General features: G+C 67.2%; 22 protein-coding genes and 1 tRNA gene. 14 read left to right on the top strand and 9 right to left on the bottom strand.

The genetic code is table 11. The features are described from left to right. Positions 1 to 2: 2 nt before the first annotated feature. Genes ACFSQR_RS12000 through ACFSQR_RS11955 form a run of 10 tightly spaced genes read left to right on the top strand, consistent with a single transcriptional unit; the run spans position 3 to position 9048 of the window. Entirely contained in the window at positions 3 to 1715 is a 1713-nt protein-coding gene (locus ACFSQR_RS12000) for a GspE/PulE family protein (RefSeq protein WP_377730037.1), read from the top strand. Continuing rightward, positions 1715 to 2920 (top strand): type II secretion system F family protein, encoded by a 1206-nt coding sequence (locus tag ACFSQR_RS11995; protein WP_377730035.1) that lies wholly within the window; start codon positions 1715 to 1717, stop codon positions 2918 to 2920. Before ACFSQR_RS12000 ends, ACFSQR_RS11995 begins: the two co-directional genes overlap by 1 nt. A 5-nt stretch (positions 2921 to 2925) precedes the next feature. Then, positions 2926 to 4488, top strand: a complete 1563-nt coding sequence (locus ACFSQR_RS11990; RefSeq protein WP_377730034.1) for a hypothetical protein — start codon at positions 2926 to 2928, stop codon at positions 4486 to 4488. Then, on the top strand, positions 4476 to 5165 hold the full coding sequence (locus ACFSQR_RS11985) for a hypothetical protein (RefSeq protein ID WP_377730033.1): 690 nt from the start codon (positions 4476 to 4478) through the stop codon (positions 5163 to 5165). Before ACFSQR_RS11990 ends, ACFSQR_RS11985 begins: the two co-directional genes overlap by 13 nt. Continuing rightward, positions 5162 to 5584, top strand: coding sequence for a hypothetical protein (locus tag ACFSQR_RS11980; RefSeq protein ID WP_377730032.1), 423 nt, complete (start codon positions 5162 to 5164; stop codon positions 5582 to 5584). The genes ACFSQR_RS11985 and ACFSQR_RS11980 overlap by 4 nt, the downstream gene beginning before the upstream one ends. Then, the gene (locus tag ACFSQR_RS11975) at positions 5571 to 6287 is read left to right on the top strand and encodes a hypothetical protein (protein WP_377730031.1); all 717 of its coding nucleotides are present in this window, start codon (positions 5571 to 5573) and stop codon (positions 6285 to 6287) included. The genes ACFSQR_RS11980 and ACFSQR_RS11975 overlap by 14 nt, the downstream gene beginning before the upstream one ends. Then, positions 6284 to 6991: a type II secretion system protein gene (locus ACFSQR_RS11970; protein ID WP_377730030.1), complete on the top strand. Its 708-nt coding sequence runs from the start codon at positions 6284 to 6286 to the stop codon at positions 6989 to 6991. Before ACFSQR_RS11975 ends, ACFSQR_RS11970 begins: the two co-directional genes overlap by 4 nt. A gap of 1 nt (position 6992) precedes the next feature. After that, positions 6993 to 7745 carry an ABC transporter permease gene (locus ACFSQR_RS11965; protein WP_377730029.1) on the top strand — a complete coding sequence of 251 codons (753 nt, stop codon included), beginning with the start codon at positions 6993 to 6995 and terminating at the stop codon, positions 7743 to 7745. Then, on the top strand, positions 7742 to 8425 hold the full coding sequence (locus tag ACFSQR_RS11960) for a hypothetical protein (protein ID WP_377730028.1): 684 nt from the start codon (positions 7742 to 7744) through the stop codon (positions 8423 to 8425). The genes ACFSQR_RS11965 and ACFSQR_RS11960 overlap by 4 nt, the downstream gene beginning before the upstream one ends. Positions 8426 to 8484: 59 nt before the next feature. Further along, on the top strand, positions 8485 to 9048 hold the full coding sequence (locus ACFSQR_RS11955; protein WP_377730027.1) for a prepilin-type N-terminal cleavage/methylation domain-containing protein: 564 nt from the start codon (positions 8485 to 8487) through the stop codon (positions 9046 to 9048). 31 nt (positions 9049 to 9079) lie between these two features. On the opposite strand, the gene ACFSQR_RS11950 is transcribed toward ACFSQR_RS11955, so the two are convergent. The 9 genes from ACFSQR_RS11950 to ACFSQR_RS11910 form a co-directional block, all read right to left on the bottom strand. Further along, positions 9080 to 10219, bottom strand: a complete 1140-nt coding sequence (locus tag ACFSQR_RS11950) for an acyl-CoA dehydrogenase family protein (protein WP_377730026.1) — start codon at positions 10217 to 10219, stop codon at positions 9080 to 9082. Between the two features lie 10 nt (positions 10220 to 10229). After that, positions 10230 to 11420, bottom strand: coding sequence for an acyl-CoA dehydrogenase family protein (locus tag ACFSQR_RS11945; protein WP_377730025.1), 1191 nt, complete (start codon positions 11418 to 11420; stop codon positions 10230 to 10232). A 279-nt stretch (positions 11421 to 11699) separates the two neighbouring features. Beyond that, the gene (locus tag ACFSQR_RS11940) at positions 11700 to 13943 is read right to left on the bottom strand and encodes a carboxy terminal-processing peptidase (RefSeq protein WP_377730024.1); all 2244 of its coding nucleotides are present in this window, start codon (positions 13941 to 13943) and stop codon (positions 11700 to 11702) included. Between the two features lie 105 nt (positions 13944 to 14048). Further along, positions 14049 to 14594 carry a hypothetical protein gene (locus ACFSQR_RS11935; RefSeq protein WP_377730023.1) on the bottom strand — a complete coding sequence of 182 codons (546 nt, stop codon included), beginning with the start codon at positions 14592 to 14594 and terminating at the stop codon, positions 14049 to 14051. A 9-nt stretch (positions 14595 to 14603) separates the two neighbouring features. Continuing rightward, entirely contained in the window at positions 14604 to 15155 is a 552-nt protein-coding gene (locus tag ACFSQR_RS11930) for a thymidine kinase (RefSeq protein ID WP_377730022.1), read from the bottom strand. A 70-nt stretch (positions 15156 to 15225) separates the two neighbouring features. Further along, positions 15226 to 17433: a penicillin acylase family protein gene (locus tag ACFSQR_RS11925; protein ID WP_377730021.1), complete on the bottom strand. Its 2208-nt coding sequence runs from the start codon at positions 17431 to 17433 to the stop codon at positions 15226 to 15228. 6 nt (positions 17434 to 17439) lie between these two features. Then, the gene (locus ACFSQR_RS11920; RefSeq protein ID WP_377730020.1) at positions 17440 to 18252 is read right to left on the bottom strand and encodes a hypothetical protein; all 813 of its coding nucleotides are present in this window, start codon (positions 18250 to 18252) and stop codon (positions 17440 to 17442) included. A 115-nt stretch (positions 18253 to 18367) separates the two neighbouring features. Then, positions 18368 to 18452, bottom strand: a tRNA-Leu gene (locus ACFSQR_RS11915). Positions 18453 to 18535: 83 nt separating this feature from the next. Continuing rightward, positions 18536 to 19669: a metallophosphoesterase gene (locus tag ACFSQR_RS11910; RefSeq protein ID WP_377730019.1), complete on the bottom strand. Its 1134-nt coding sequence runs from the start codon at positions 19667 to 19669 to the stop codon at positions 18536 to 18538. A gap of 213 nt (positions 19670 to 19882) precedes the next feature. On the opposite strand from ACFSQR_RS11910, the gene ACFSQR_RS11905 reads away from it, so the two are divergent. The 4 genes from ACFSQR_RS11905 (at position 19883) to ACFSQR_RS11890 (ending at position 25470) form a co-directional block, all read left to right on the top strand. After that, the gene (locus ACFSQR_RS11905) at positions 19883 to 20386 is read left to right on the top strand and encodes a glycine zipper domain-containing protein (RefSeq protein WP_377730018.1); all 504 of its coding nucleotides are present in this window, start codon (positions 19883 to 19885) and stop codon (positions 20384 to 20386) included. Between the two features lie 253 nt (positions 20387 to 20639). Next, entirely contained in the window at positions 20640 to 21623 is a 984-nt protein-coding gene (locus tag ACFSQR_RS11900; protein WP_377730017.1) for a protein kinase, read from the top strand. Beyond that, positions 21623 to 23995 carry an FtsW/RodA/SpoVE family cell cycle protein gene (locus ACFSQR_RS11895; protein ID WP_377730016.1) on the top strand — a complete coding sequence of 791 codons (2373 nt, stop codon included), beginning with the start codon at positions 21623 to 21625 and terminating at the stop codon, positions 23993 to 23995. Before ACFSQR_RS11900 ends, ACFSQR_RS11895 begins: the two co-directional genes overlap by 1 nt. After that, a complete protein-coding gene (locus ACFSQR_RS11890; protein ID WP_377730015.1) occupies positions 23965 to 25470 on the top strand; it encodes a hypothetical protein in 1506 nt (501 codons plus the stop codon). Before ACFSQR_RS11895 ends, ACFSQR_RS11890 begins: the two co-directional genes overlap by 31 nt. The last annotated feature ends 3 nt before the right edge of the window (positions 25471 to 25473 follow it).

The raw sequence follows: 25473 nt of genomic DNA, 5'->3' as shown, positions 1-25473 counted from the left end.
AGATGGCGGAGCAGAACCACCACCCCAAGATCCCGCTTGGCAAACTGCTGATCCAGAAAGGCGTCATCAGCGAGGACCAGCTGCGCATCGCGCTGATCGAGCAAAAGCGCACCAACGAACCGCTCGGCAAGCTGCTGATTTCGCTCGGCTTCGTGACCGAGGCGACGGTGCGCGAGGCCCTGTCCGAGAACCTGAAGCAGCAGAGCGCCGACCTGACCAACCTGGTGGTGGATGCGATCGCGCTCCAGCTGATTCCCAAGGACGTCGCCAAGCGCTACCGGGTGTTCCCGATCGTGTACGAACGCGATACGGACAACCTGATCCTGGCGATGGCCGACACCAGCAATATCGTGGCGCTCGACCAGATCAGCGCCATGCTGGTCAAGGGCATCACCATCACCCCCATTTTGGTGGGCGAGACCGACATCGGCCGCGCGATCGACCAGTACTACGGCTTCGAGCTGTCGATCGACGGCATCCTGCACGAGATCGAGACGGGCGAAATCAGCTACGCCAGCCTGACTTCCACCTCGGACGAGTACAGCCAGCCGATGGTGCGCCTGATCGACGCGCTGCTGGCCGACGCGGTGCAGAACGGCGCCTCCGACATCCACTTCGAGCCGGAGCAGAGCTTCCTCCGGATCCGCTACCGCATCGACGGCATCCTGCGCCAGATCCGCAGCCTGCACAAATCCTACTGGCCGGCGATGGTGGTGCGCCTGAAGGTGATGAGCAACATGAACATCGCCGAATCGCGCGCGCCGCAGGACGGCCGCATCTCGATCAAGTTCTCGGGCCGCACCATCGACTTTCGCGCTTCCGCCCAGCCGACCACCCACGGCGAGAACTTCGTGCTGCGCGTGCTGGACCGCCAGAAGGGCCTGGTGCCGCTGGAAGGACTCGGCCTCGCGCCCGAAGAGCTGCACCTGCTCAAGGTGCTGATCGCCCGTCCGGACGGCGTGATCCTCGTGACCGGACCTACCGGCAGCGGCAAGACCACCACGCTGTACTCGATCCTGAACCACATCAACACCGAGAACATCAACATCATGACGCTCGAGGATCCGGTCGAGTACCCGATGAACATGATCCGCCAGACGTCGGTGAACGAGGCGGTCAAGCTGTCGTTCGCGGACGGCATCCGCTCGATGATGCGCCAGGACCCGGACGTGATCCTGGTCGGCGAGATCCGCGACCGCGAGACCGCGGAGATGGCATTCTCGGCCGCGATGACCGGGCACCAGGTGTATTCGACCCTGCACACCAACTCCGCGCTCGGCTCGGTCTCGCGCCTGCTCGACATCGGCATCGTGCCCGACGTCATGGCCGGGAACATCATCGGCGTCATCGCGCAGCGGCTGGTGCGGCGCCTGTGCCCGCACTGCAAGCAGGCGCACCTGGCCGACGACATGGAGCGGCGCCTGCTGGGGCTGGCGCAGGAGGACCCGCCCGCCACCATCTACCGCGCGGTCGGTTGCGAGAAGTGCAGCCGGCATGGCTACAAGGGCCGCATGGCGATCATGGAACTGCTCAAGGTAACGCCCGAGATCGACGAGATGATCGCGCGGCGCGCCTCCACCCGCGAACTGCGCAACTTCGCCGTGGCGCACGGTTTCCGCACGCTGGTCGACGACGGCATGCGCAGGGTGCTGGAAGGCGCCACCTCGCTCGACGAGGTGTCGCGCGTGGTCGACCTGACAGACAGGCTTGCGTGATGCCGCTCTACGCCTTCCGCGCCATGGACCTCGCCGGCCACATCGTGCCGGGCGCGATGGACGCGTCCAACAGCGCCGACCTGGAGATGCGCCTGCGGCGCATGGACCTGGACCTGATCGATTTCCGCCTGTCCGCGCAAAAGGACGTCGCATTCGGCAAGCGTCGCGTCAAGCGCGCCGACCTGATCAACTTCGCCTTCCACATGGAACAGCTGACCGGCGCCGGCGTGCCGATCCTGGACGGGCTGGCCGACCTGCGCGACAGCCTGGACCACCCCCGCTTCCGCGAGATCGTCACCGACATCATCGAGAGCATCGAGGGCGGCCAGCCGCTGTCGGTGGCGCTGGGCCACCACGACGAGGTATTCGACAGCACCTTCACGAGCCTGGTGCGGGCAGGCGAGAGCAGCGGCCGGCTGGCCGAGGTGTTCCGCAACCTGACCGAGAACCTGCGCTGGCAGGACGAGCAGGCGGCGCAACTCAAGAAAGTGATCAGCTATCCCCTGCTGGTGCTGGTCGTGGTGCTGGGCGTGATGTTCTTCCTGATGACGGTGCTGGTGCCGCAGCTGACGTCCTTCATCGCCAACATGGGCGGCGAGATGCCGCTCCATACGCGCGCGCTGATCTTCGTCTCCAATATCTTCATCGACTACTGGTACCTGATTATCGGCGTGCCGATCGTGGCCACGTTCGCCCTGCGCGCCTGGCTGCGCCGCAGCGAGGAAGCGCGCCTGGCGGCCGACACCCTCAAGCTGCGCATTCCGCTGATCGGCCCCGTGCTGCACAAGATGATCCTGGCGCGCTTCGCGACCTTCTTCGGCCTGATGTACGCGTCCGGCATCACCATCCTCGAATCGATCCGCCTGTCCGAGGGCATCGTCGGCAACCGCAAGATCGCCGCCGCGCTGGCACGCGCCAGCCAGCTGATTTCCGAGGGCCAGGGCGTGACCGGCGCCTTCCAGCAGACCGGCATCTTCCCGCCGCTGGTGCTGCGCATGCTCAAGGTCGGCGAAACCACCGGCGACCTTGAAGGCGCGCTTGGCAATGTCAGCTACTTCTACAACCGCGAGGTGAAGGAACTGATCGACCGGGTGCAGTCGCTGATCGAACCGGTCATGACGGTGGTCCTGGGCCTGATGCTGGGCTGGATCATGCTGTCCGTGCTCGGCCCGATCTACGACACAATGAGCACACTGAGGACCTGACGGACATGCTCGCCAAACAACTCTTCCTGATCACGAGCGACGCGCTGTGCGCCTACCAGTGGGAGCGCGGCCGCCTGTCCGATCCGGAACTGTTCACCAATGACCGCGCAGGCCTGGACGCCTTTGCGCTCTACCTGCGGCGCGAGCCGGTGCGCCCGGCCTACGTGATCGCCGACATGGTGGAAGAAGAGTTCCATCGCCAGTTGCTGCCGCACGTGCGCGGCGCGGCGCGCCGCAGCATGGTCGAGCGGCGCCTGCAGCTGCTGTTCCGCGACACGCCCTTCCGGATGGCCCTGCAGCAGGGCCGCGATGCGGCCGGTCGGCGCGACGACATCTACCTGTTTGCCGCGCTGACCAATCCGTCGCTGGTGCAGCCCTGGATCAAGGCGATCGAGCACGAGGGGATTCCACTGGCGGCAGTGTATTCGGCCACCTTCCTGTCGCTGCTGCTGGTGCGGCGCCTGGCGCTGGTGCAGCCGCACCTGCTGCTGATTACCCACGAAGCGGGCGGACTACGCCAGACGTACTTCCAGGGCCGCTTCATCAAGTTCAGCCGCCTGACGCGCCTGGCGCCGGACGATACCCTGGCGCGCGAGGTGGCCGAGGAAACCGAACGCATGCGCCAGTTCCTGACCAGCACCCGCCTGACCGGGCGCGGCGACATGCTGCAGGTGGTGGTGCTGGCAGGCGCCGCGGACATCCCGGCGCTGGAGGCGGAGTGCCGCGACGAGCCGGAGATCTCCTTTCATTTCGTGGACATGGAGACGGCCGCGGTGCGGGTGGGCGCCGACTCGGTGCCGCAGCATGCGGACCGCCTGATGCTCACGCTGGCCGGCAAGCGCCCGCCGGCATCGCACTTCGACACCGGCCGCGCCGGCCGCCTGTTCAAGCTCTGGCAGGCGCGGCTCGGCCTGTACACGGCCAGCATTGCGACTGCTGCCGCGGGCCTCCTGTGGACCGTGGTGAACGCCTGGCTGGCCGTTTCGTACTCGGGCGAGACCAGCCGGCTGGCGGCGGCGACGCCGCAGCACGAGGCGCGCTACAACGAAGTCATGGCGAGCGTTCCGCCGGTCCCAACGCGCACCTCCAACATGCGCGCGGCGGTCACCATCGACGCGATGATCCGGGCCCAGGGCCCGCGGCCCGAGCCGCTGGTGGCCATGCTCAGCGCGGCGCTGGAGCGCGCGCCGGCGGTGCGCCTGAATGCGCTGGAGTGGCGCATCCGGCAGGCGCAAGGCGGCGCACCCGCGGCCCGGGATCCGACCGCGATGGGCCAGCCGAGCGAGGCTGCGGCGCAGCTGTACTCGGCCGACATCGGCATACCGCTGCGCCCGCCCCAGACGCTGCGCATCGACGGCGAGATCGACGTGCCGCAGAACGCCTCGCGCGAGGTGCTCGCGGCGATGAACGCATTCGCGGGCGACCTGGCGCGCAACCCGCGCATCGCGGTCGAGATCCTCAATCCGCCGCTGGACGTGCGCCCCAATGTGCGCCTGTCCGGCAAGGCGGGCCTCGATGCACCCGGCGCCAAGCCGAAATTCGTCATGAGGCTCACATGGTTACCATGACGGGCGCCACGGCCCAGCGCGACCGCGCCACGGCGGCGGCGGACGCGCTGCGCGACGAATTCTCCTTCCTGCGCCGGCCGTTGCTGCTGTTCCTGGCCACGCTGGCCAGCGCCGTGCTGCTGGTCGGCGTGTCGGACTGGATCCGCTCCGCCCGCGCGCAGGAACTGGAATCCGTGCGCGCACGCCACGACCAGGCGCTCGCGCGCCTGCAGAGCGCGGAAAAAGAACTGCAGGAGATCCGCACCTACCAGCCGCGCTTCCTGCAAATGCAGGCTGCGGGCCTGGTGGGCGTGGAGAACCGCCTGGCATGGATCGAAACCATCGACCGTTCCCAGCAGATGCGCAAACTGCTCTCCGTCAGCTACGAGATCGAACCGCAGCAATGGGTCAGCCTGTCCGCGCCGATGGCGATGGGCGAGTACCAGCTGCGCGCCAGCCGCATGATGCTGCGCGCCGGCCTGCTGCACGAGATGGACCTGTTCAACCTGCTCGACGACCTGAACCACGCCGGCCTGTACACGGTGCAGGACTGCCGCATGCGCCGCACGGAAGTCCCGGCCGAAGCCGGGCTGTCGCCGCGCATCACCGCCGATTGCACGCTGGTCTGGGTGACATTGGGTCCGCCGCCCGCGCCGCCGGTCGCGGCCACGCCTACTGCGCCGGTGGGGACGCCATGAGGCAGCTTGCCGGCCTTCTCCTGCTCGCGGCCGCCGGGTATGCGGCAGCGCAGCCACCGTACATCGGCCGCCTGTTCACGACGCCGGACGAGCGCGCGGAACTGGATCGCCTGCGCGAGGCCGGCGGGCGCAAGGCAGCAGCTGCGCAGCCGCAGGCGCCGGCCGCCAGCGAACCGGCCGCGCCGCCGGCACCGCCGCCCCCGCCGGAGCCGATCGCGGTGACGGGCATCGTCACCCGCAGCGACGGCAAGTCGGTGGTCTGGATCAATGGCTCGCCGCAGTCCGGCCAGCCGGTCAGCACTGCCGCCGGCGGCACGCCGGCCGCGACGGTCACGCTGCCATCGGGACAACGGGCGACGGTGAAGGCCGGGCAGGCGGTGGACGTCACCACGGGAGCGGTTGGCGATGCGCGCCGCTGAGCGGGAACGCGGCCAGGTGCTGCTGCTCCTGGTGGCCATCCTCGGCCTGGGAGCGGCTTCGCTGTTCCTGGGCACGGTCGGCAAGCCGCGCCTGGAAGCGGCCCGCGAGCAGCGCACGCTGCAGGCGCTGCGCGACGCGCGCGAAGCGCTGGTCGGCTTTGCCACCACCCACGGGCGCCTGCCCCGCCCCGCCATCTCGGTGACCAACGGCTTCGAGCGCACCACGCCGTGCGCCAGCGAGGCCGCGTGTACCGGATTCCTGCCCTGGGCAACGCTGGGCGTGCGCCGCACGGACGCATGGGGCAAGCTGATTCGCTACAGCGTGACCCCGGTGTTCACCGAGTCGCCCGTGCAGCGCACCTCCGCCTTCGGCACCAAGACCGTGCTCACGCGGGGCGGGGGCGGCGCGATCGCCTACATCGCCGGCAATCCAAACTGCTCGCTCGCCAGCCCCTGCATGGCGGCAGTGCTGCATTCGGCCGGCCGCGACAACTTCGGCGTCAGCGACACCGGCGCGATCCTGGCCAATGGCGCCGCCGGCAACGTCGACGAGGCTGCGAACATCGCTGCGGTCCAGAACTTCATGCGGCGCCCGGCTACCGACGATCCGCGCATGCCCGGCGGCGTGTTCGACGACTTCGTCGACTACATCGACCCGCAGGTACTGTACGTGCAAATGACAAGGGCGAACGTGCTGCCATGAGAACCCTGACGCAACGTGGATTCAGCCTGGTGGAACTGGCGATCGTGCTGGTGATCGTGGGCTTGCTGATCGGCGGCCTGCTCACGCCGCTGGCCACGCAGTTCGAACAGCGCCGCATCTCGGAGACCCAGCGCCTGCTGGAAGAAACGCGCGAAGCGCTGGTCGGTTTCGCGCTGCGCAACGGCTACCTGCCCTGCCCCGCGGTCTCGGCGCAGAACGGCCTCGAGGACCGCAGCGGCGGCTACTGCACCGGCGGCAAGCGCCAGGGCTTCATTCCATGGGCCACGCTTGGCGTGCAGCGCGCCGACGGCTGGGGCAGAATGCTGCGCTACAGCGTCACGCCTGCCTTCAGCAACAGCCAGCTGTTGTTCAACCTCGGCACGCCGCGCGACATCACCATCGGCACCCGCGACGCGTCCGGCAACCTGGTCGCAGCGACCGGCATCGGCGACATCCCGGCGGTGGTCATGTCGCACGGGCGCAACGGCTACGGCGGGTTCAGCGAGCTTGGCGTGCCGGTCGGCGCGGAGATCGCGGGCAACGCGGACGAGCGCGCCAACGCGGGCCCGGCCGGCATCGCGTTCGTCAGCCGCACGCCAAGCGATGCCTCGGCGCCCGGCGGCGAATTCGACGACCTGGTGGTCTGGGTTTCCCCCAACATCCTGTACAGCCGGATGGTCGCCGGCGGCGTACTGCCCCGCTGACATGCACACCGCACTGGCCATCGCCGGGTTCACCATCGTCGAGGCGCGCCGCAATGGGCTGGCCTGGGTGTTCGCCGCGGCCGCCCTGGCGGCGCTGGGTGCGGCGCTGTTCGCCGGCACGCTGGCATTGACCGAAGTGCGCGCCATGCGCGCGGCCATCGGCGGGCCGGTGCTGCGCCTGGCCGCCGTGTTCATGGTGGCCGGCTTCGTCGCGACCAGCATCGCGCGCGAGAAGGACGACCGGGTGCGCGACGTGCTGCTGTCGCTGCCGATCACGCGGGCCCGGTTCGCGTGGGCGCGCCTGGCCGGTTTTTGCGCCGTCGCGCTCGTGGTCGGACTGTTGTGCGGCCTGGTCGCCCTGGCGTTCGGACCGATTGGCCAGGTCGCGCTGTGGACGCTGTCCCTGGCGTGCGAACTCATGATCGTGGCGGCATTCGCGCTGTTTGCCGCGACGGGACTGGCGAATGTGGTGGCGGCGCTCGCCGCAACGCTGGGCTTCTACCTGCTGGCGCGGATGGCTGCGGCGCTGCAGCTGCTGGGCCAGGAGCGCGCACGCAGCCAGCTGGAAACGATCGCCGCCGACGCGGTGTCCGCCGTGCTGCCGCACCTCGACGCCTTCGCGCGCACCGAATGGCTGGCCTACGGCGGCGCCGGCGCGGCCGACGCCGGGCACGCGCTGCTGCAGGCGGCCATCTACGTGGTGCTGCTGGGCGCCGCCTGTGCGCTCGACCTGCAGCGCGAGGACATCGAATGAGCCTGCGCCGTACCCTCGCCATCCTGCTGCTCGCGCTATGCGCGCAGCTGGCGTGGAGCACCTGGCGGCCCGCGCTGCGGCCCGCGCTCCGCGAACTTCCGGGCACGCCGGCGCCCGGCGTGTTGCGGGTGGCCGCCGGCGGCGACGAAGTGGCGCTGGCGCGCCTGCTGATGCTGTGGCTGCAGGCCTTCGACGGGGGCCCGGGTGGCGGCATGCCCTTCCGGGCGCTCGACTATCACGCCTTGCGCGGCTGGCTCACCGGCATCGCCGACCTGGATCCGCGCTCGCGCTACCCAATGCTGGCGGCAACCCAGGTGTACGGCGCGGTCGACGATCCGGCGCGGGTACGCGTGATGCTCGACTTCGTGCACGCGCGCTTCGTGCGGGATCCGGACCGCCATTGGCCCTGGCTCGCGCAGGCAGCAATCACGGCGCGCCACCGCCTGGGCGACCTGCCGCTGGCCCTGCGCTACGCGCGCGAGCTGCGCAGCAGCACCTCGCCCGGCGTGTTGCCGCTGTGGGCAACCCAGCTGGAGGCATGGTTCGCGCAGGACATGAATGAACTCGACAGCGCGCGTGCGCTGATCGGCGGACTGATCTCGAGCGGCCGCATCAGCGACCCGCGCGAACTGAGGCTGCTGGAACAGCGCCTGCAGGAACTGGAAAGGAAGGCGCCGTAGAGCGCGTCGGCAAAACGCGATTTCCTTTAGACTAGCCAACATTACGCTAGAGGATATGCATGAGGAAACAAATTACTCACCAACAAGGTTTTACGCTCGTCGAGATCGCCATCGTGCTGGTCATCATCGGCCTGCTGCTTGGCGGTGTGCTCAAAGGGCAGGCGCTGATCGACAGCGCCAAGGTCAAGAACATCATCCAGCAATCGACCTCGCTGTCGGCGGCGGTGAATGCCTACCAGGACAGGTATCGCGCCCTGCCCGGCGACGACATGCTGGCGACAACGCACGTGCCGGGTGCGCTCAACAATGGCAACGGCGACGGGCAGATCACGGAATACCTCGGCGCGCCGCAGCACCTCGCGCTCGCCGGCCTGATTACCGGCACCTACAACGGCTCGACCGATTTCATGACGAGCGCGCAGGGCGGCGCCGTGTATATCTATAACGACTCGGTGGGCGGGCGCGGCGGCAATGGCGTGCGCTTCGACAACCTGCCGGATACTTTCGCGCAGGAGCTCGACAGCAAGCTCGACGACGGCGTTGCCACCACCGGCGCTGTGCGCGCCACCCAGCCCTACACCAACGCCGGCACCATCATCCCGCGCACCGCCGTCTTCTTCTGACGCTGCCGCGTCGCGGCCCCTCGCGGTTGCGCTAGACGGCTTCGGCCTGGACGCCTTGCGCGATGAAGCGCTGCAGGTGATGGTCCGAGTCGCCCAGCGTCAGCTCGATCATCGACAGGCGCTTGAAGTGGTGCGCCGCAGGCAGCTCGTTGGTCACGCCCATCCCCCCATGCAACTGCACGGCCTGCTGGCCGACGAACTTCATCGCTTGCCCGACGCGGTATTTTGCGGCCGACACGGCGTGCCGGCGTTCCTGGGCGTTCGCCGATTCGGCCCTCACCGCCGCCAGCAGCGCCATCGAACGCGCCTGCTCCAGATGGATGTACATGTCCGCCATGCGGTGCTGGAGCGCCTGGAATTTGCCGATCGGGACACCGAACTGCGTGCGCGTCTTCAGGTACTCCAGCGTGGCGTCGAAGATCGCCTGCATCGCGCCCAAGCCTTCGGCGCACAGCAGCGCCGCGCCGTAATCGAGCGCGGCATCGATCAGCTCCCACGCCTTGTGCTGCGCGCCGACCAGGCTGGCGGCCGGCACGCGCACGTCGTTGAGCGTGACGTTGGCCGCACGCTGCCCATCGATGGTGCGGTAGCCCACGATTCCCAGCCCCGGCGCGTCGGCCGGCACCAGGAACAGGCTGATGCCTTCGGCGCGCCGCTGCGAACTTGAGGTGCGCGCCGAAACGATGAGCGCTCCCGCCTCGGCGCCGTGGATCACGACGCTCTTGCTGCCGTTCAGGACGTAGCCGCCATCGTCCGCCTGGGCCATGGTCAGGATGTCGCGCATATCGTAGCGCGACTGGCGCTCGCCGAGCGCGCATGCCAGTTTGAGTTCGCCGCCGGCGACGCGCGCCAGCGCATCCTCGTGGCCCCCGCCCAGCACCAGGAAGCGGGCGCCAAGCACGGTGGAAAAATACGGCTCCACCACCAGGGCCCGGCCCATCTCCTGCATCACCACGAACATGTCGACCGCGCTGCCGCTGAAACCGCCCTGCTGCTCCGGCACTGGCAGCGCCGTCATGCCCAGTTCGACCAGGCTGGCCCAGGCCGCGTCGGACACGCCCGACGGCGACGCGACGATATGCTGGCGCACCTCGAACCCGTATTCGTTCTGCGCCCAGCGCCGCAGCGCATCGCCGAACTGCCGCTGTTCATCGCTGAAGTTGAAATCCATGCCTTACCCCTTACAAGCCCAGGATCATCTGGGTGATGATATTGCGTTGAATTTCGTTCGAACCGCCGTAGATTGAGGTCTTGCGGAAGTTGAAGTAATGGGCAGCCAGCGGCGCGGCATCGTCGAAGTCCGCCACGCTGTGTTCGGCCTGGCCCTCCAGGTAGGCCACGTCGAATGGCAGGGCCTGCGGGCCGGCTGCCTCCATCGCCAGCTCGGTGAGCGCCTGCTGGATCTCCGTGCCGCGCACCTTCAGCACCGACGCCTCCGGCCCCGGCGCCTTCTGCTGCTGCGACAGCACGCGCAGCACCGTCATCTCGAGCGCCATCAGTTCGATCTCCAGCGCCGCGACCTTGGCCGCAAACAGAGGATCGTCCAGCAGCGGGCTGTTGTTCTTGACCTGGCGCCGCGCGAAGGCCTTGAGCGAGGCCAGCTCGCGCTTGGAGCGGCCCACCGCGGCGATGCCGGTGCGCTCGTGTCCCAGCAGGTACTTGGCGTAGGTCCAGCCGCGGTTTTCCTCGCCCACCAGGTTCCCGACCGGGACCTCGACGTTATCGAAGAAGACTTCGTTCACCTCGTGCTCTTCGTCGAGCATGATGATCGGGCGTACCGTGACGCCGGGCGAATGCATGTCGATCAGCAGGAACGAGATGCCCTCCTGCTTGCGCGCGCCGGCATCGGTGCGCACCAGGCAGAAAATCATGTCCGCATGCTGCGCAAGCGTGGTCCAGGTCTTCTGGCCGTTGACGATGTAATGGTCGCCCTGACGCTGGGCGGTGGTCTTGAGGGAGGCCAGGTCCGAGCCCGAGCCGGGTTCGGAATAACCCTGGCACCACCAGTCTTCGCACGACAGGATGCGCGGCAGGAAGTGCGCTTTCTGCGACTCGCTGCCGAACGCCATGATGACCGGCGCGACCATGTTCACACCGAACGGGAGCACGGGCGGCGTGGCGGCGCGGGCGCACTCCTCCTCGAAGATGTGGCGCTGCACCGGCGTCCATCCGGGACCGCCGTGTTCGACCGGCCATCCGGGCGCAACCCAGCCTTTTTCGGCCAGGATCTTGTGCCAGCGAACATAGTCTTCCCTGGCAAGGCGCAGGTGCGCGCGCACCTTGTGCTGCAGGTCGGCGGGAAGATGCTGCTCGAGGAAGGCGCGCACCTCGTCGCGGAACGCGAGCTCGTCGGCGCTGTAGTTCAGGTCCATGCTGTCTCCAGGTGGCGGTCGGCGAAAAGCACGATCGTTCGCGACTGATTCTACAATAGTTCCAGCCCTTCACAATACCGCAAAAATCAGGGGAAGGATGCGCACTGCCCCTGCGACACTGTCCCCTTTCCTTGCGGGGCGGGGTGAAGATCGGTGGACGGTCCCTTCCCGTTTTGGCGGTTTTGACTAATTCATGGCCGATTCCGCCAATTGATGTACCGGTGCGGGCGAAAAAAAAACCGCATCCTGGGATGCGGTTTCTTTACCGGCGGACCGTGCTTACGGGTTGGCGGCGCCGCGCCACGCCTGCGAGTATGGCATCACGCGCGATGCCATGCGGGCGTCGGTCTTGAGCAGCGCCACTTCGTCCGCCAGGATATTGGCCGCTTCGTTCAGCAGCACGTCCTTGGCGTTCTTGGCGGCCGCTTCCGCAGCCAGCTCGGCTTGCAGCGAGCGCTCGTCGCCCTGCAGGCCGTCGTCGGTGCGCGGCAGGCCACGCAGCGGCACGGCTTTCGCCACGTCCTTGGCCGTCGGCGGCGCCTTGGTCTTGCTGTCGGTGCCAACTTGCGGCTCATCCTTCGGCGCAACGACCGGCTGGGTGAACAGGCGTGCCTCGCGCTGCTTGGCGCGTTCTTCCTGGCGGTCGCGTTCCTTGCGGCGCACGGCTTCGTTCAGCGAGATCGAGTTCTCCTTGCGCTGCTTGATCAGCTCCGCGATGTCCTGCTTCAGGAACTGGAAGTCCTTGTCCTTGGCCACGCGCTCCTGGTGTCGCGCCTGCAGCGGTGCGATGATTTCCTTGATGTTACCGGACGGGACGTAGAACGCCGGCTTGATCGAGGTGTACGGCAGCGCGTTGTCGAAGCTCGCTTCGCCGAAGCTGTCCGGATCGGACATCGACGGCAGCGCGATATCGGGCGTCACGCCGCGCAGCTGCGTGGTGCCGCCGTTGATGCGGAAGAACTGCGCGATCGTCATCTTCAGCTCGCCATAGCGCGCGTTCTCGTTCTGCGCGAAGCGGTCCAGCGGCACCAGGGTCTGCACGGTGCCCTTGCCGAAGCTCGGCTCGCCGATGATGATGCCGCGGCCGTAATCCTGGATCGCGGCGGCGAAGATCTCGGATGCCGATGCGGAACCACGGTTGATCAGCACGCCCACCGGGCCGTCCCATGCGAGGCCGGCGCTGTTATCCGCTTCCACGTCCACCTTGCCGTCGCCGGTGCGCTGCTGCACCACCGGACCGCGGTCGATGAACAGGCCGGTCAGCTCGACCGCTTCGGTCAGCGAACCGCCGCCGTTGTTGCGCAGGTCGATCAGGACGTTGTCCACTTTTTCCTTCTTCAGTTCCGCGAGGATGCGGGCCACGTCGCGCGTCGCGCTCTTGAAGTCCTTGTCGCCGCGGCGGCGCGCATCGAAGTCCTGGTAGAAGGTTGGCAGCGAGATCACGCCGACACGGCGGGTCGCCGCGCCGTCCTTGACCTCGATCACGCTCTTCTTGGCGGCCTGCTCTTCCATGCTGATCTTCTTGCGCACGATCGGCACGATCTTGTGCTTGCCGTCCGGGCCGGCGTCGGCCGGCAGGATGTCCAGGCGCACGGTGGTGCCCTTCGGACCGCGCACCTTGGCGACCACGTCGTCGATGCGCATGCCCATCACGTCCACGATCGGGCCATCGCCCTGGGCCACGCCCATCACGCGGTCGCCGACCTGGATCTTGGCCAGCGCGGCCGGGCTGCCCGGCACCACCTCGCGGATCACGGTGTAGTCCTCACGCGACTGCAGGACCGCGCCGATGCCCTCGAGCGACAGGCGCATCGAGATATCGAAGTTCTCGGCCGTCTTCGGGCCCATGTAGTTGGTATGCGGCTCGATCGACATCGCATACGCGTTCATGAACATCTGGAACACGTCTTCGTTGTTCAGCTTGCGGATGCGCGAGGCGGTCGATTCGTAGCGCTTGTCGAGCATCTCGCGGATGCTCTTGTCGTCCTTGCCGGCCAGCTTCAGGCGCAGCCAGTCGTTCTTCACGCGCTTGCGCCACAGGTCGCGGATTTCTTCTTCCGACTTGGCCCACGGCTCTTTTTCGCGGTCGAACTTGTAGCTCTCGTCCAGCGTGAAGTCCGGCGTGGTCTTCAGCAGCTCGCGTGCATATGCCATGCGCGCGTTGAAGCGCTTCTGGTACACGTCATAGATCTGGAACGGAAGCGTAAGGTTTTCGTTGTTGATCGCATCGTCGAGCTGGGTGCGCGACGCGGCGAACTGGTCGACGTCCGACTGCAGGAAGAACAGCTTCTCGCCGTCCAGCGCTTCGAAATAGCGGTCGAAGATCTTCGCGCTCATGGCGTCATCGAGCGGCGTCGCCTTGTAGTGGTAACGGCCGAGCACCCGCGAAGCCCACACGGCTGCCTGGGTCTGGTCCGGCGTGGCCATGGTCCCGGCGCCAGCGGATTTCTCCGGAAGGGTGACGGCGAAGGCGGCGGACATCGCAACGGCGACGACAGAAAGCGCAAGCAAATTCTTCTTCATAAGTTTCTCCGGCGTGAACTCGACAATTCTGAACGGGGCGGCGTCACGCGTTCCGGCTCCGTTGAGAAATCATTCTACAGGATAGTGCAATGCGCGCGCTGAGCCTTAAGCCATTCTTACAAATTGAAACCAGGCGAACCCTGCCAACGCGATGACAATCCCGTAAGGCCATGACCGCACAGCAATTTTCCAGTCCGATGATGAAGGCCAGAATGACAGGAATTGCGGTGCAAGCAATAGCGTCAGCGCAAGATCGAACGGCTCGAACGTCCAGTTGCCGCGGGTGCGGTACCAGGCCGCGGCGACGGGGATGAGCAAGAGCAACAAAGGAGCCAGTGCCGACGGCGCCGCGTTGTACCACGTCACGCGCGACAGCGTCACCGAGCCGAGTTGCCATTGGCGGCCCGTACGTTTCGGAATCACCGTGAACGTCGTTGGCCGCGCACCCGTCGCCAGGCCGGCGATGAAATGCGACAGTTCATGGCATATGGTGCCGGCCAGCGTAAAAATAAAGAAGAAAGGATGGCTCGCCGAGAGCATCCGGATCAGGAAGGCGAGCGCAAAGGACGGGATGAGGTAGATCGCAACATCGGTGTACTGGCAGGCGGCAGCCGGGAGCAGCGCGCCGCAGGCCGATGCGAACATCGCCATGGCCGGGTATCAGGCCTGGTAGAAGCAGCGGCCGCAGGCCTGGCGGTAGCTCTCGTTGCCGCCGATGCTGACCTGTTCGCCGTCGCGAATGCGGCGGCCTTCGGCATCGACCCGGATGTTCATGGTCGCTTTCTTGCCGCAGGTACAGATGTTCTTGATCTCTTCGATGTCGTCCGCAAGCGCCAGCAGGTAGGCCGAACCGGGGAACGGGTCGCCGCGAAAATCACTGCGCAGGCCATAGCAGATCACAGGCACGCCGCGCACCTGGGCCAGCTGATGCAGCTGGCTTACTTGCTCCTTGGACAGGAATTGAGCTTCATCAACCAGGATGCAGGACACCACGGGAGCTTCTTCCAGGAAATTGGTTTGGGCAGTGAAGATGTCCACTTCGCGCTGCGGACCAAGGCGCGAGGTAATGCGGCCGACGCCGTAGCGGTCGTCGATGGCTGCGGTGTAGAGCTGGACCTTCTGGCCCTGCTCTTCATAGTTGTGCGCCACCTGCAGCAGTGCGGTGGATTTGCCGGCGTTCATCGCCGAGTAACGGAAATAAAGTTTTGCCACAGGGAATCCGCTGGTTTTGTTGTCGCAGGATTATACGGGGGACTGTCCCCTGCGGGACAAGTCCCTTCCATCACTGGCCGGGGTGGTACTTGCGCTCGAGGTTCTTCTCGATGTCCTCTTTATAGAAGAGGACGTCCTTGAACTGCGCCCGCGCATACATCCCGGCCTGGTCCGTGAAGTGCCTGGACGCCGGATTGCCGCTCTGGCCGCCGGCCAGGATGCTCTTGGCGCGTACCCTCGGCCCGAACTCGACCACGGCGACGAAGCTGTTGCCGCGCTCGCCGTAGATGCGGCGCGTGTTCTGCTTCGACGTCATGCCGAACGAGGCCAGCGAGCCCCAGTTCGCCGACGGGAACGGCACCGGGATGCTCGGCTTGGCATCGTCGAACTTGTGCTGGATGTCGCCGGTCAGGCGCTGGAAACGGTTCACTTCGCCCCACGGCGTCTTCCAGCTGCCGAAGTCCGCAGACAGCTTCGCGCTGGCGCGCACCAGCGATTGCAGGCGCTCCGCCGGACCGATGCGGGTGGAGATGAAGTCCACCACCGGCACTTCGGCCGTGCGCGCCGCGGCGTTCGCCCGGTCCACCATATCCTGCGCCCAGAAGATCGCCAGCGTGGTCGGCACCGATTCCAGCGAATAGCGCAGGTCCCAGCCGCGCAGCACGCCGACCTGCTCGCGCAGCTGCGCCTTGAGCGGATCGTTCTCGGGCAGCGCATCGTAGTCGCGGGCCAGCGCGGGCACCAGCGGCTCGAACGCGGCCAGGTAGGTGTCGTAGGCGGTGGCGATCAGGCTGTCGAGCGTCAGGTTCTTTGCCTGTCCCAGCACGCGCACCGCGTTGCGGCCGCGCGCGTTCTCCGGCAGCGACCACATATAGGCGGCGTAGTCGGCCTGCTTCGGGCTGTTCGGACCGGCAGCGGAGAACGGCCAGTTGTTGGTATTCTGGATCCAGCCGTTGGCCGGATTGAACAGGGTGATGGTCTCGCGCACCTCATGCAGTCCCTGCCAGTCGGTGGCCGGATTGCTGCCGTCGACCGGATGGCGCCAGTCGAAGCTGGCGTTGCGGCGCGGGACGAAGTTACCGTGGTAGTACGCGATATTGCCGTCCGCGTCCGCGTACACCGTATTGTTCGACGAGTTGGTCCGCAGCTGCATGACCTCGTTGAAGGACTTGTAGTCGCGCGCCTTGGTGCGCAGGTAGGACTGCATCAGCGCCTTCTGCGGCATATTCATCAGGCTCACCGACACCCACTTGCCGTCGGCCTGGCGCACGACCGGGCCGTGATGCGTGAAGTAGGCGGTGACCTTGCGCACCGCCATGCCGTCCGCGCTCTTGTACGGCAGCTCGATTGTCACCGCCTTCACCTCGCGCTCGCCGTCGCCGTACTGATAGAAGTGGCGGCCGCCGCGCTCCGTCACCGTCTCGAGGTATTCGTCGATCACGTCGCCGCCGCCGGAGGTGTGCATCCAGCCGGTGCGCTCGTTGAAGCCCTGGTAGATGAAGAACTGGCCCCAGGTCACGGCGCCGTACGCGTTCAGGCCCTCTTCGCTGACCATGTGGATCTCGGGACGGAAGTAGAACGAGGTGTGCGGATTAATCAGCAGCATGGCGCGGCCGCTGGCGGTGAGCCTGGGCGCGATCGCAAAGCCATTCGAGCCGCGCGGCTCGGCTTCCGGCTCGACCGCGGCGACCAGCGGCACGGGCAGCTTGCCGTAGAACTCTTCCAACTGCTTCAGGTTGACCGACTCGATGTCGCCGCCGATGCTGCCTTCGCTGAACGAAAACGCCATCCACGGTTCGAAGCGCGTGATCAGCTTTGGCTTCACTTCCGGATGCGTCAGCAGGTAGTGGTTGAGGCCATCGGCAAACGCGTCGGCCAGCTTGCGCAGCCACGCCGGGCTGCTGGCGTACTGCGCCTTCAGCTCTTCCGGCCGGATGAACAGCTTCATGCGCAGGTCGCGCCAGATCTCGGCCTCGCCCTCGACTTCCGCCAGCCGGCCCATCGCGTTGATGTAATTGAGCTCGACGCGGTTGAAGTCGTCCTCGGCCTGCGCATAGATCATCCCGAACACCGCATCGGCATCGGTCTTGCCGAAGACGTGCGGAATGCCCCACTTGTCGCGCATGATGGTCACGCGCTGGGCCAGCTGGGCCAGGCGCGCCGCCTCGGTCTGCGCCTGCGCATCCCTTGGCGCGGCGATGGCTGGCGTGGATGGAACGAGCGGCAGCAATGCGCCGGCTGCGAACAGCGCGGCAAGGCGGGACAATTTCAAGGGCATCTCCTGTTAGCGTTCTTGTAGTTGGTCCTTCAGGGCCGCGTTCTCCGCGGTGAGTTCGGTGACGCGCTGCTTGAGCGCGGCCACTTGCGCGCGCAGCGCATGCAGTTCGTCCTGCGGCGCCGCCGCTTCGGCTGCGTCGGGCGCCGCTTCCTTCGGTTCGCGCGGAGTGCGGGTCGCCATCTTCTGCTCGCGCACCTGGCGGGCCATCTGCTGCAACTCCTTGCGGCCGCCGGCAACGGCGGCGATCTGCACCGCTTCGGGCAGCGACGCGACGTTCGCCGCGGCGTTGATCGAGATGGTGCCCTGGCGGACGGCTTCCACCAGTTCCGGCGTCGCCGCCTTCTGGATGCGTTCGATCTGGCTGATGGTATTGGCGGAGACGCGCGCCTCGCGCGCCAGGTCCTCGCGCTTGATCACCGGCTTGGGCGCCTCGGCGGGCTTGGCGTCCTCGCCTTCCGGGCTGTCGGCCGGTGCCGGCGCGGCGGCCGGCGCGGTCCGGGCCGAGACGATGTCCTTCTTGCGCAATGCAAGCACGCCGCGCTGGTAGTCGGAGACGCTGCGGCGCGCGAGGTGGTTATCGATCATCCACAGCATCACGTCCTCGAGCGACGAGAAGCGGGTGTTCTGGACGGTCTTGAATTCGATCCCGTGCCTGGTGCAGATCTCGTAGCGGTTGTGGCCATCGATCAGCGTATCGCCCCACAGCACGAGGGCGTCGCGGCAGCCTTCGGCGAGCAGGCTGCGCTCCAGGGCGGAATATTCGGTCGCGGTAAGCGGGTCGACGAAGGAACGCAGTTCCTCGTTAATGATGATGTTCAAAGCTTGTTCCTTGGGTGGTACGGCGCGGCTGTAGAGCGCCGCACGCATCGTACACCAAGCAAGGGGCCGAACGAAAGCTTGACAAGGGAGACCCGCAACGGGTCGGGAGGAAAATTGGTGCGGCCACCCGGGGTCGAACCGGGAAGACTTTCGTCGGCAGATTTTAAGTCTGCTGCGTATACCAGTTTCGCCATGGCCGCCCGGCCGCGATTGTACTACGCCGGCTTGCAGGAGCGGTAGGGGCAACCGGTAAGCCGCGTCCGCGAGCGCCCCGTCCTTGCTCCTAGCCGCGCACCAGCCGGATGCGCGTGATTTCCGATGGCGCGCCGAAGCGCTTGGGCGGCCCCCAGTAGCCGGTCCCGCGGCTGGTATAGATCCACATATTCCCGAGGCGGTTCAGGCCCGCCACGTAGGGCTGCTGGAGCGGCACGAACAGGTTCCACGGGAAGAACTGGCCGCCATGCGTGTGGCCGGAGATCTGCAGGTCGTAGCCGGCATCCTGCGCCGCGAGCGCTGTGCGCGGCTGGTGTGCCAGCAGCACCCTTGCGCGCACGTCGCCGGGCGCGCGCTCTTTGGCGCGGAACGGATCGCTGCGGTGGCTGGGATCGAAATGGTGCGCGTTGAAGTCGGTGACGCCGGCGATCATCAGCGCATCCTCGCCGCGCCGCATCACGGCATGTTCGTTGAGCAGGACCGTCATGCCCAGGCGGCGCATCTCCTCGATCCACTCGCCCGCGCCGGAATAGTATTCGTGGTTGCCGGTGACGAAAAACACGCCGTCCTGCGCGCGCAGCCTGCCCAGCGGCGCCGTATGCTCGCGCAGGCGCTCGACCGGGCCATCGACGATGTCGCCGGTGACCGCGATGGCATCGGGATGAAGCTCGTTGACCTTATCAACGATCGCATCGATGTACTTGCGCTTGATGGTAGGGCCGACATGCACGTCCGATATCTGCACGATGGTGTAGCCGTCGAGCGAAGGCGGCAGGTTCCGGATTGGCACGTCCACATTCACCACGCGGGCGGTGCGGCGCGCGTTGACGAAGCCGATCAGCGTGACCGCGAGCGCCAGCAGCGGCACCGCGAGCGCGCTCAGGTACTCGAAGCGGGTGGACGGGCTGCCGATGACCGTCATCCCCAGCAGCGCGAGGTCGCGCACGAACGTCAGCACCAGCAGCGACGAGAACAGTCCCATCGTCAGCAGCCCCATCCAGGCCAGTCCGTCGGACAGGTCCCAGCGGCGCAGGCGCGGCGCCAGCAGGCCCACCGGGGTCAGCACGAATGAACCTGCCAGCAGCGTCCAGCCGGCGGCCCTGGCGCCATCCAGGGCGAGCGGCTCCGTCAGCCGCAGCCCGATGTAAAGATGCAGCAGCGCGAGCAGTGCGATCACTACGATCAAGCTGCGGTATCTGCGCATGTGTGTCCCTCGAACGATGTTTAAAAGACAAATGGGGACGGGACTACCGCGTGCAAGGGCTTCCGGCATGTGTAAATGCCCTGTTTCGCCGCGTTCTCATTTGTAAGATTCTGTATTTGCAAATGGCAAATGGCGAAACCGCGTCTATAGTTCACTCATGCCCCAGGAAACTACGTGACCATTCCGGTCTGGACTGAGGGAAAGGATGACACCATGTTGAACAAAAAATTCGTAGGTGCGGTACTGATCGCGGGTGCGGCCTTCTCCGGCTCGGCAATGGCCAGCGATCGCGGCTTTAACACTGTCGCAGGCGCCGTGATCGGTGCAGCGATCGGCAATGAAGCAGGTGGCCGCGAAGGCGCAGTGGCAGGCGCAGTGATCGGCGCTGCCATCGGCAACGCAGCAAGCAACGACCGCCGTTACGATGATCGCCGCTACGACAACGGGTATTACCAGAACAACGGCTACTACTCGAACAACGGTTACTACTCGAACGGCTACAGCAACTCGGGTTACTACGCCCCGTCGCGTACCTACTACGAGCCGGCGCCCGTGTACGTACAGCAGCGCCAATACTATGCGCCGGCCCCGGTGTACTACGAGCGCAGCTACCGCGCGCCGACCGTCGTGTACGTCGCACCGCGCGGCTACGGCCGCGATCACCACCACCGCCGCCACGGCCGCGGCTACGACAACGGCTACGGCTACGGTCGCTGATCTCCCTCTCCCAAAAAGCACCGTTCGCGGTGCTTTTTTTTCGCCCAGCAACATCGGGGGTCAGGCACCTGTATCAGTATCACATGCTGCTACCGGTGCCTGACCCCGTGGCGATGAAGGCAAATTTCTGTAGCTTCGGTATCGCCGGGTGATACTGAAAACTTTGCGCGAGGAATGGTCGAGGTAGCGGAATCTGCTACCGGTGGCTTTTCCGCGGCCCCCTGCTAGGCGCTGCCAACAGCAAGGGGGCGATATGCAGGCAGGCGATACGATCAGGTTGCAGCGCGGACAATATGAGCTGCGCGAAAGACTGGCGGGCTCGAGCTACGGGGTGGCGTGGCGAGCGCGCGGACCAGGGCACGAGGCGGTGCTGAAACTGGTGAACCGGGAGCAGATGCAGCAGGCGCGGCCCGAGCAGCGCGCGCACTGGGTCGGCACCGCACGCACGGAGATCGCATTCCTGCGCTCGCTGTCGCCCTGGGACGGCAGGCATATCGTGCGCCTGCTCGACAGCGGCGAGCATGAGGGCCTGCCTGTGGCGGCGCTCGAACGGCTGGATTGCGACCTGGCCCGGCACATGGACGACCTGCGCGGACGCGGCGAAAAGCCGTCGTTTGCGCAGGCGCTGGATTGGCTGGGACAGGTGAACCAGGCGCTGGCGCGGGTGCATCAGTATGGATGGCGGCATCTCGACCTGAAGCCGGGCAACCTGCTGCTGGATGCGTCGCGCTCGTCGATCCGGCTAGCCGATTTCGGCACCAACCGCCTGCTTTCGGAGCGCGACCCGCACCCGTATGCGGGAACGGCGAACTGGCAGGCGCCCGAGCAGTATTTCCCGGCCGCCGGCGACGGCTTTCACACCGATGCGCGCACCGACTACTTCGCCATGGGCGCCCTGTTCTTCTATCTGGTGACGGGTGGCGCGGCCCTGCGCTTTTGCACGGAGTGCGGGGACGCTTACCGCGCGCACCGCGGCGACGGTCCAGCGGCGGTGCTGGCGCGGCATGGCGGCGCGCTTCCGCCCACCTTGCACGAGGACGAGGCGGCGCGCTTTGCCGGCGAGGCCGCCCGCGGCAACGCCGGCGCGGGGGACCACGCGCTCGCGCTGCTGCGCGCCCTTACCCATGCCGACCGCGCACAGCGTCCCCGCCACGCGCTCGATATCAGCCGCATGATCGCTGCCGCCAGGGCGGCGGACCGCGCTGACGCACATGCTGCGCCGCGCTGGAGGATGTGATGGGACGCCGCTGGGACCTCTTCCACGCCACCGCGGCTGCACTTGCGCTGCTGTGCCTCCTGCAACTGGCCGCGCTCCTGCGCGCACCCGAGTCATGGATGCCCTCGGCGATTACCGTTTCGCTTCAGCGCGGCGAGGCGGTCACGCTGGGGCGCGACGAGCTTGCAGCGCCGCACGCGGCAGCGGGCCACATGACGCTGGGCCGCGATGCCGGCGGCCGCTGGTTTGTCGGCGCAGGCGAATCGGCGCCACCGGTCACGCTGATGACTGGCGACTCCTCCAGCCGCTCCGGCAGCATCGCGCTGGCGGGCGGCCAGCAGTTCACCATCGGCACGAGCCGGGTCGTTATCGCCTCCGAGCACGATGGCGTAGCGCAGTTCAGCGCAAATGGCGCGTCGTGGCGCTTCGATGGGGCGACGCTGTACCGCAACGACACAGCGCTTGCGCCCTGCCCGGACACGCCGCTGGCGGCGCGCGCCGTCGCCATGTGGAATCGCGCCGTGCCGCGCCTGCTCACCGTGGCGCGCCCGATGACGATCGGAGGCAATCTCCATTGCGGTAACCGCCTCGGAGTCCCCTATGTCGCGCCGGCCAGCGCGTCGGTGACCAGGCGCGACGGCGGGCTCGTGATCGCCCAGTCGAGCGAATCGACCGCGCCGCTGATGATGGGCAGCGCGTTCCCGCAGCCCCTTGCCCGTCTCACGCATCACCTGGACGGCGTCGACGCCCTGATTGTGGGCCGTACCCGCTTTGCCATCGAACAGTCTGGCGACGCGCTGGTACTGAAGCCGTCGCGCTATGTCACGCTGTATTCCGATCCGCAGGTCACCTTGCCTGGCCAGGTAGCGTGGACGTGGCGCCAGCGCGGCCTATGGACCATTCCCGCATCCGGCGCATGGATGCCGGCCCTCGCGCTACTGGCTCTGGCGGCATCGGCTGCCATATGGGCATTCCAGCGCGGGCACTGGCCGTTCGTGCGCCACACCGCCCGCCGGGAGCGGATTGCGGCAGGCGTGTCCCTGCTGGTTGCCATCTGCGGCGTGACCGCGCTCCTGCTGCAGCGTGCCGGCGCGCCACCGGGTGCCGGCGCCTCGTTCCTGCTCGCCAGCGCGGCGCTGTGGAGCTGCCTGCTGCTGCCCGGGCGGCTGTCGCTGGCGTGGGCTTCCGGACTGCTCCTGCTCGCAACCGGCCTGCTCGCCCAGCTGGAGCTTGGCCTGGGTGCATTCGATTCGTCCTGGCTGCGCCATTACCAGAAGACGTCCGCGCTGTTGTCGATCGGCCTGGGTACAGGTGAGTTCGTGGCCTTGCGGATGCGTGCCGGCAGCGTGCTCGCGCGGCAGGCCGTGGTGGAACTGGCGCTCGTGCTGCTGGCGTGCGGCGCGCTGGCTGCGCTGGCAATGCAGGTGCTGTTCGGCGACGAGACCGGCGTGTTCGACCTGCAGCCCGTGGAGTTCGCGAAGCTGGCGCTGACGGCGCTGACCGCGCATTGCCTTGCCGTCGGCCTGGGCTGGCACCACAGCGGCGGCGACACGTCACAGCGCTGGCGGCGCTGGCTGCGCATGGCCGCGCCGGTGCTGCTGTTCCTGGCGCTGCTGGCGGTGGCGCTGGTGCAGGTGGACGATTTCTCGCCCCTGATCCTGCTGCTGGTGTGGGGCGCGTCGATGGGCTTCGTGTTCTCGTTGGCCTCGCGCACGCGCTGGGCCAGCGCCGCGCTGGTGTCGGCCGCGCTGGCCGTGTGCGGGGCCATCGTGCTGCTGCGCTGGGGCGGCACGCTCGATCCGTCCGGCTGGTCGTTCTACGGCGACCGCTTCCTGGTGTGGCTGGAACCGCTGCGGCATCCCCACACGGGACAGCAATTGCTGATGGGAGCGCAGGCGATCGCGCAAGGTTCGTGGTTCGGGGCCGACAACCTGCTCGGCCTCGCCTCGCTCGGCGACGGCGCCGGCAGCGGGCTGGCGATTCCGGCGGTGCAGGACGATTTCGCGCCTTCCTTCTTCCTCAACCGCCATGGCCTGGCGGGCGCGCTGCTGCTGTGGTGCCTGCAGGCCGCCTTTTTGGCAGGGCTGTTCGCCACGGCGGCGCGCGCGTTCGCCGCCAGCCGCGCGGCGCGCGACTTCCGCCAGGCGTGGCTGGCACGGTTCCGCTGCTTTGCGTTGTGCGGCGGCGCGGCGTTCGTACTCGGCCACTTCCTGCTCTCGTGGGGAACCAACCTGGCGGTGTTCCCGATCATGGGACAGCCAATGAGCTTCCTGTCGGCCGGCGGCAGCCACCTGCTGTTTTTCATCTGCCCCCTGCTAGCGTTTGGAGCGATCAGTGCACAGTCATTTGAGGAGATTGAATCATGCCGGTCTATGTCCAACACGAAGTCCTAGGCAATATCAGCGACGTCTTCAACGCCGAGGCGATTTGGCAGGCGCCGGGCCTGGCGTTGTTCTCGCGCCGCCCGCTGCTGCGCGACCTGCTGGAACGCAGCCCGCGCGAACATCGGGGGCGCACCCCAACGCGCTGCTTTTCCCATGTCGCGCTGATGCTCCCGCAGGAGGATGTGGACGACGACCGCCACCTCACGCGTGGCGCACGCATGCGCGACCTGGTGGAGTCGCTCAAGGCGCTGCACCAGAAGGATTTCGGCGACCTGCTGGGCGGCGAGGAGGTGCGCTACGACGTGATCGGCACCGACGCGCTGCCGAGCGGCGCGATCGAAGTCAAGTTCGGCCACGCGGTCTATTTGCCCGCGCCGGGCGAGAAAATCCTGTACCAGGTGAGCGCCTCGCGCGACGGCGCCATCTGGAAGCCGGTATGCCCCGTGTACACCGGCCAGCGCCTGCTCGTGGTGGGGAATGAAGGGGAATCGGTCAGCCACGCGGTGCACGCCTGGCCTTTCGGCGACGCGGCGTCCGTCCTGGTCATTAACGACGGCCCCGATTCACCGGTCGAAGTGCAGGTCCGGCCGCGCAATGCACTCGACTGCTCCTACGACGCCATCGCCGGTTGCTACACGGTGAGCGCGCGCGAGCGGGGCCCGGACGGCAAGGCGCAGCGCGTCTTCCTGAAGATCACCCGCATCGCGGCGCCGGACCGCTCCGATGCCGCCGATCCCAGGAGCGCGACGGTGTGGAAGCTGCGCGGCGCGGAGCCGACCGTGGTGCCACCCGCGCCGAGGCAGGTGGAACAGGATGCGACCTTCGCTCCGGTCGCGCAACAGCGCGTGAGCCTGGTGGCGCTGGCGCTGCCGCGCCTGTCGCGCTACCGGGAAACCGGCGTGCAGCAGATGCGGGTCGCGCTGGACGCCCAGCTCAGGCTTGCCCGGCCCGGCGAGGCGGCCACGATCGGGTTCACGGTCAACGCCGCCGACGAGGTGTTCGCCGAGAGCGGCGACGGCTCCGGCCGGATCGATGGCCCGGCCACCTTGACGCCGGTCGAGGGACGCACGGTGCAGGTGCTGGCCCCGGCCAGTGCGATGGCGGAGCGCTATAGCGCCGTGCTGCGGCTGCCGGTCCCGCTCGAAGCACCGGTGAGCGGCGGCGCGCGCCTGACCTTCGGGCGCGGCAACGCGACACTGGGCCAGCTGCGCGTGCTCGATTCCTCGCGCTTTGTCGCCAGCGCCGACGGCAGGGATGCCGGCAGCGCGGACAGGATCGGGCTGTCGCGCAACGCGTTCTCGTTCGAGGCGGTGAAGGATGGCTACCGCATCGTGCGGCAAAGCCAGACGCAGGCGCTGTACCACCTCGACCCGTCCTTCGCCTATGTGGGGGCGATCGACAACGGGCCGGAAGGCGAGCCTTACCTCCTGCCGGCCGGCCACCACCTTGTCGCGGGCCATTACGTGCTGCGCTTCGACGCCTGAGGT

This window comes from Pseudoduganella sp. GCM10020061, from assembly GCF_042683405.1.
In the GTDB taxonomy this organism is placed as follows: Bacteria; Pseudomonadota; Gammaproteobacteria; order Burkholderiales; family Burkholderiaceae_D; genus Telluria.
Note: the sequence above shows the minus strand (reverse complement) of the source record. Positions and strands in the feature narration are given on the sequence as shown.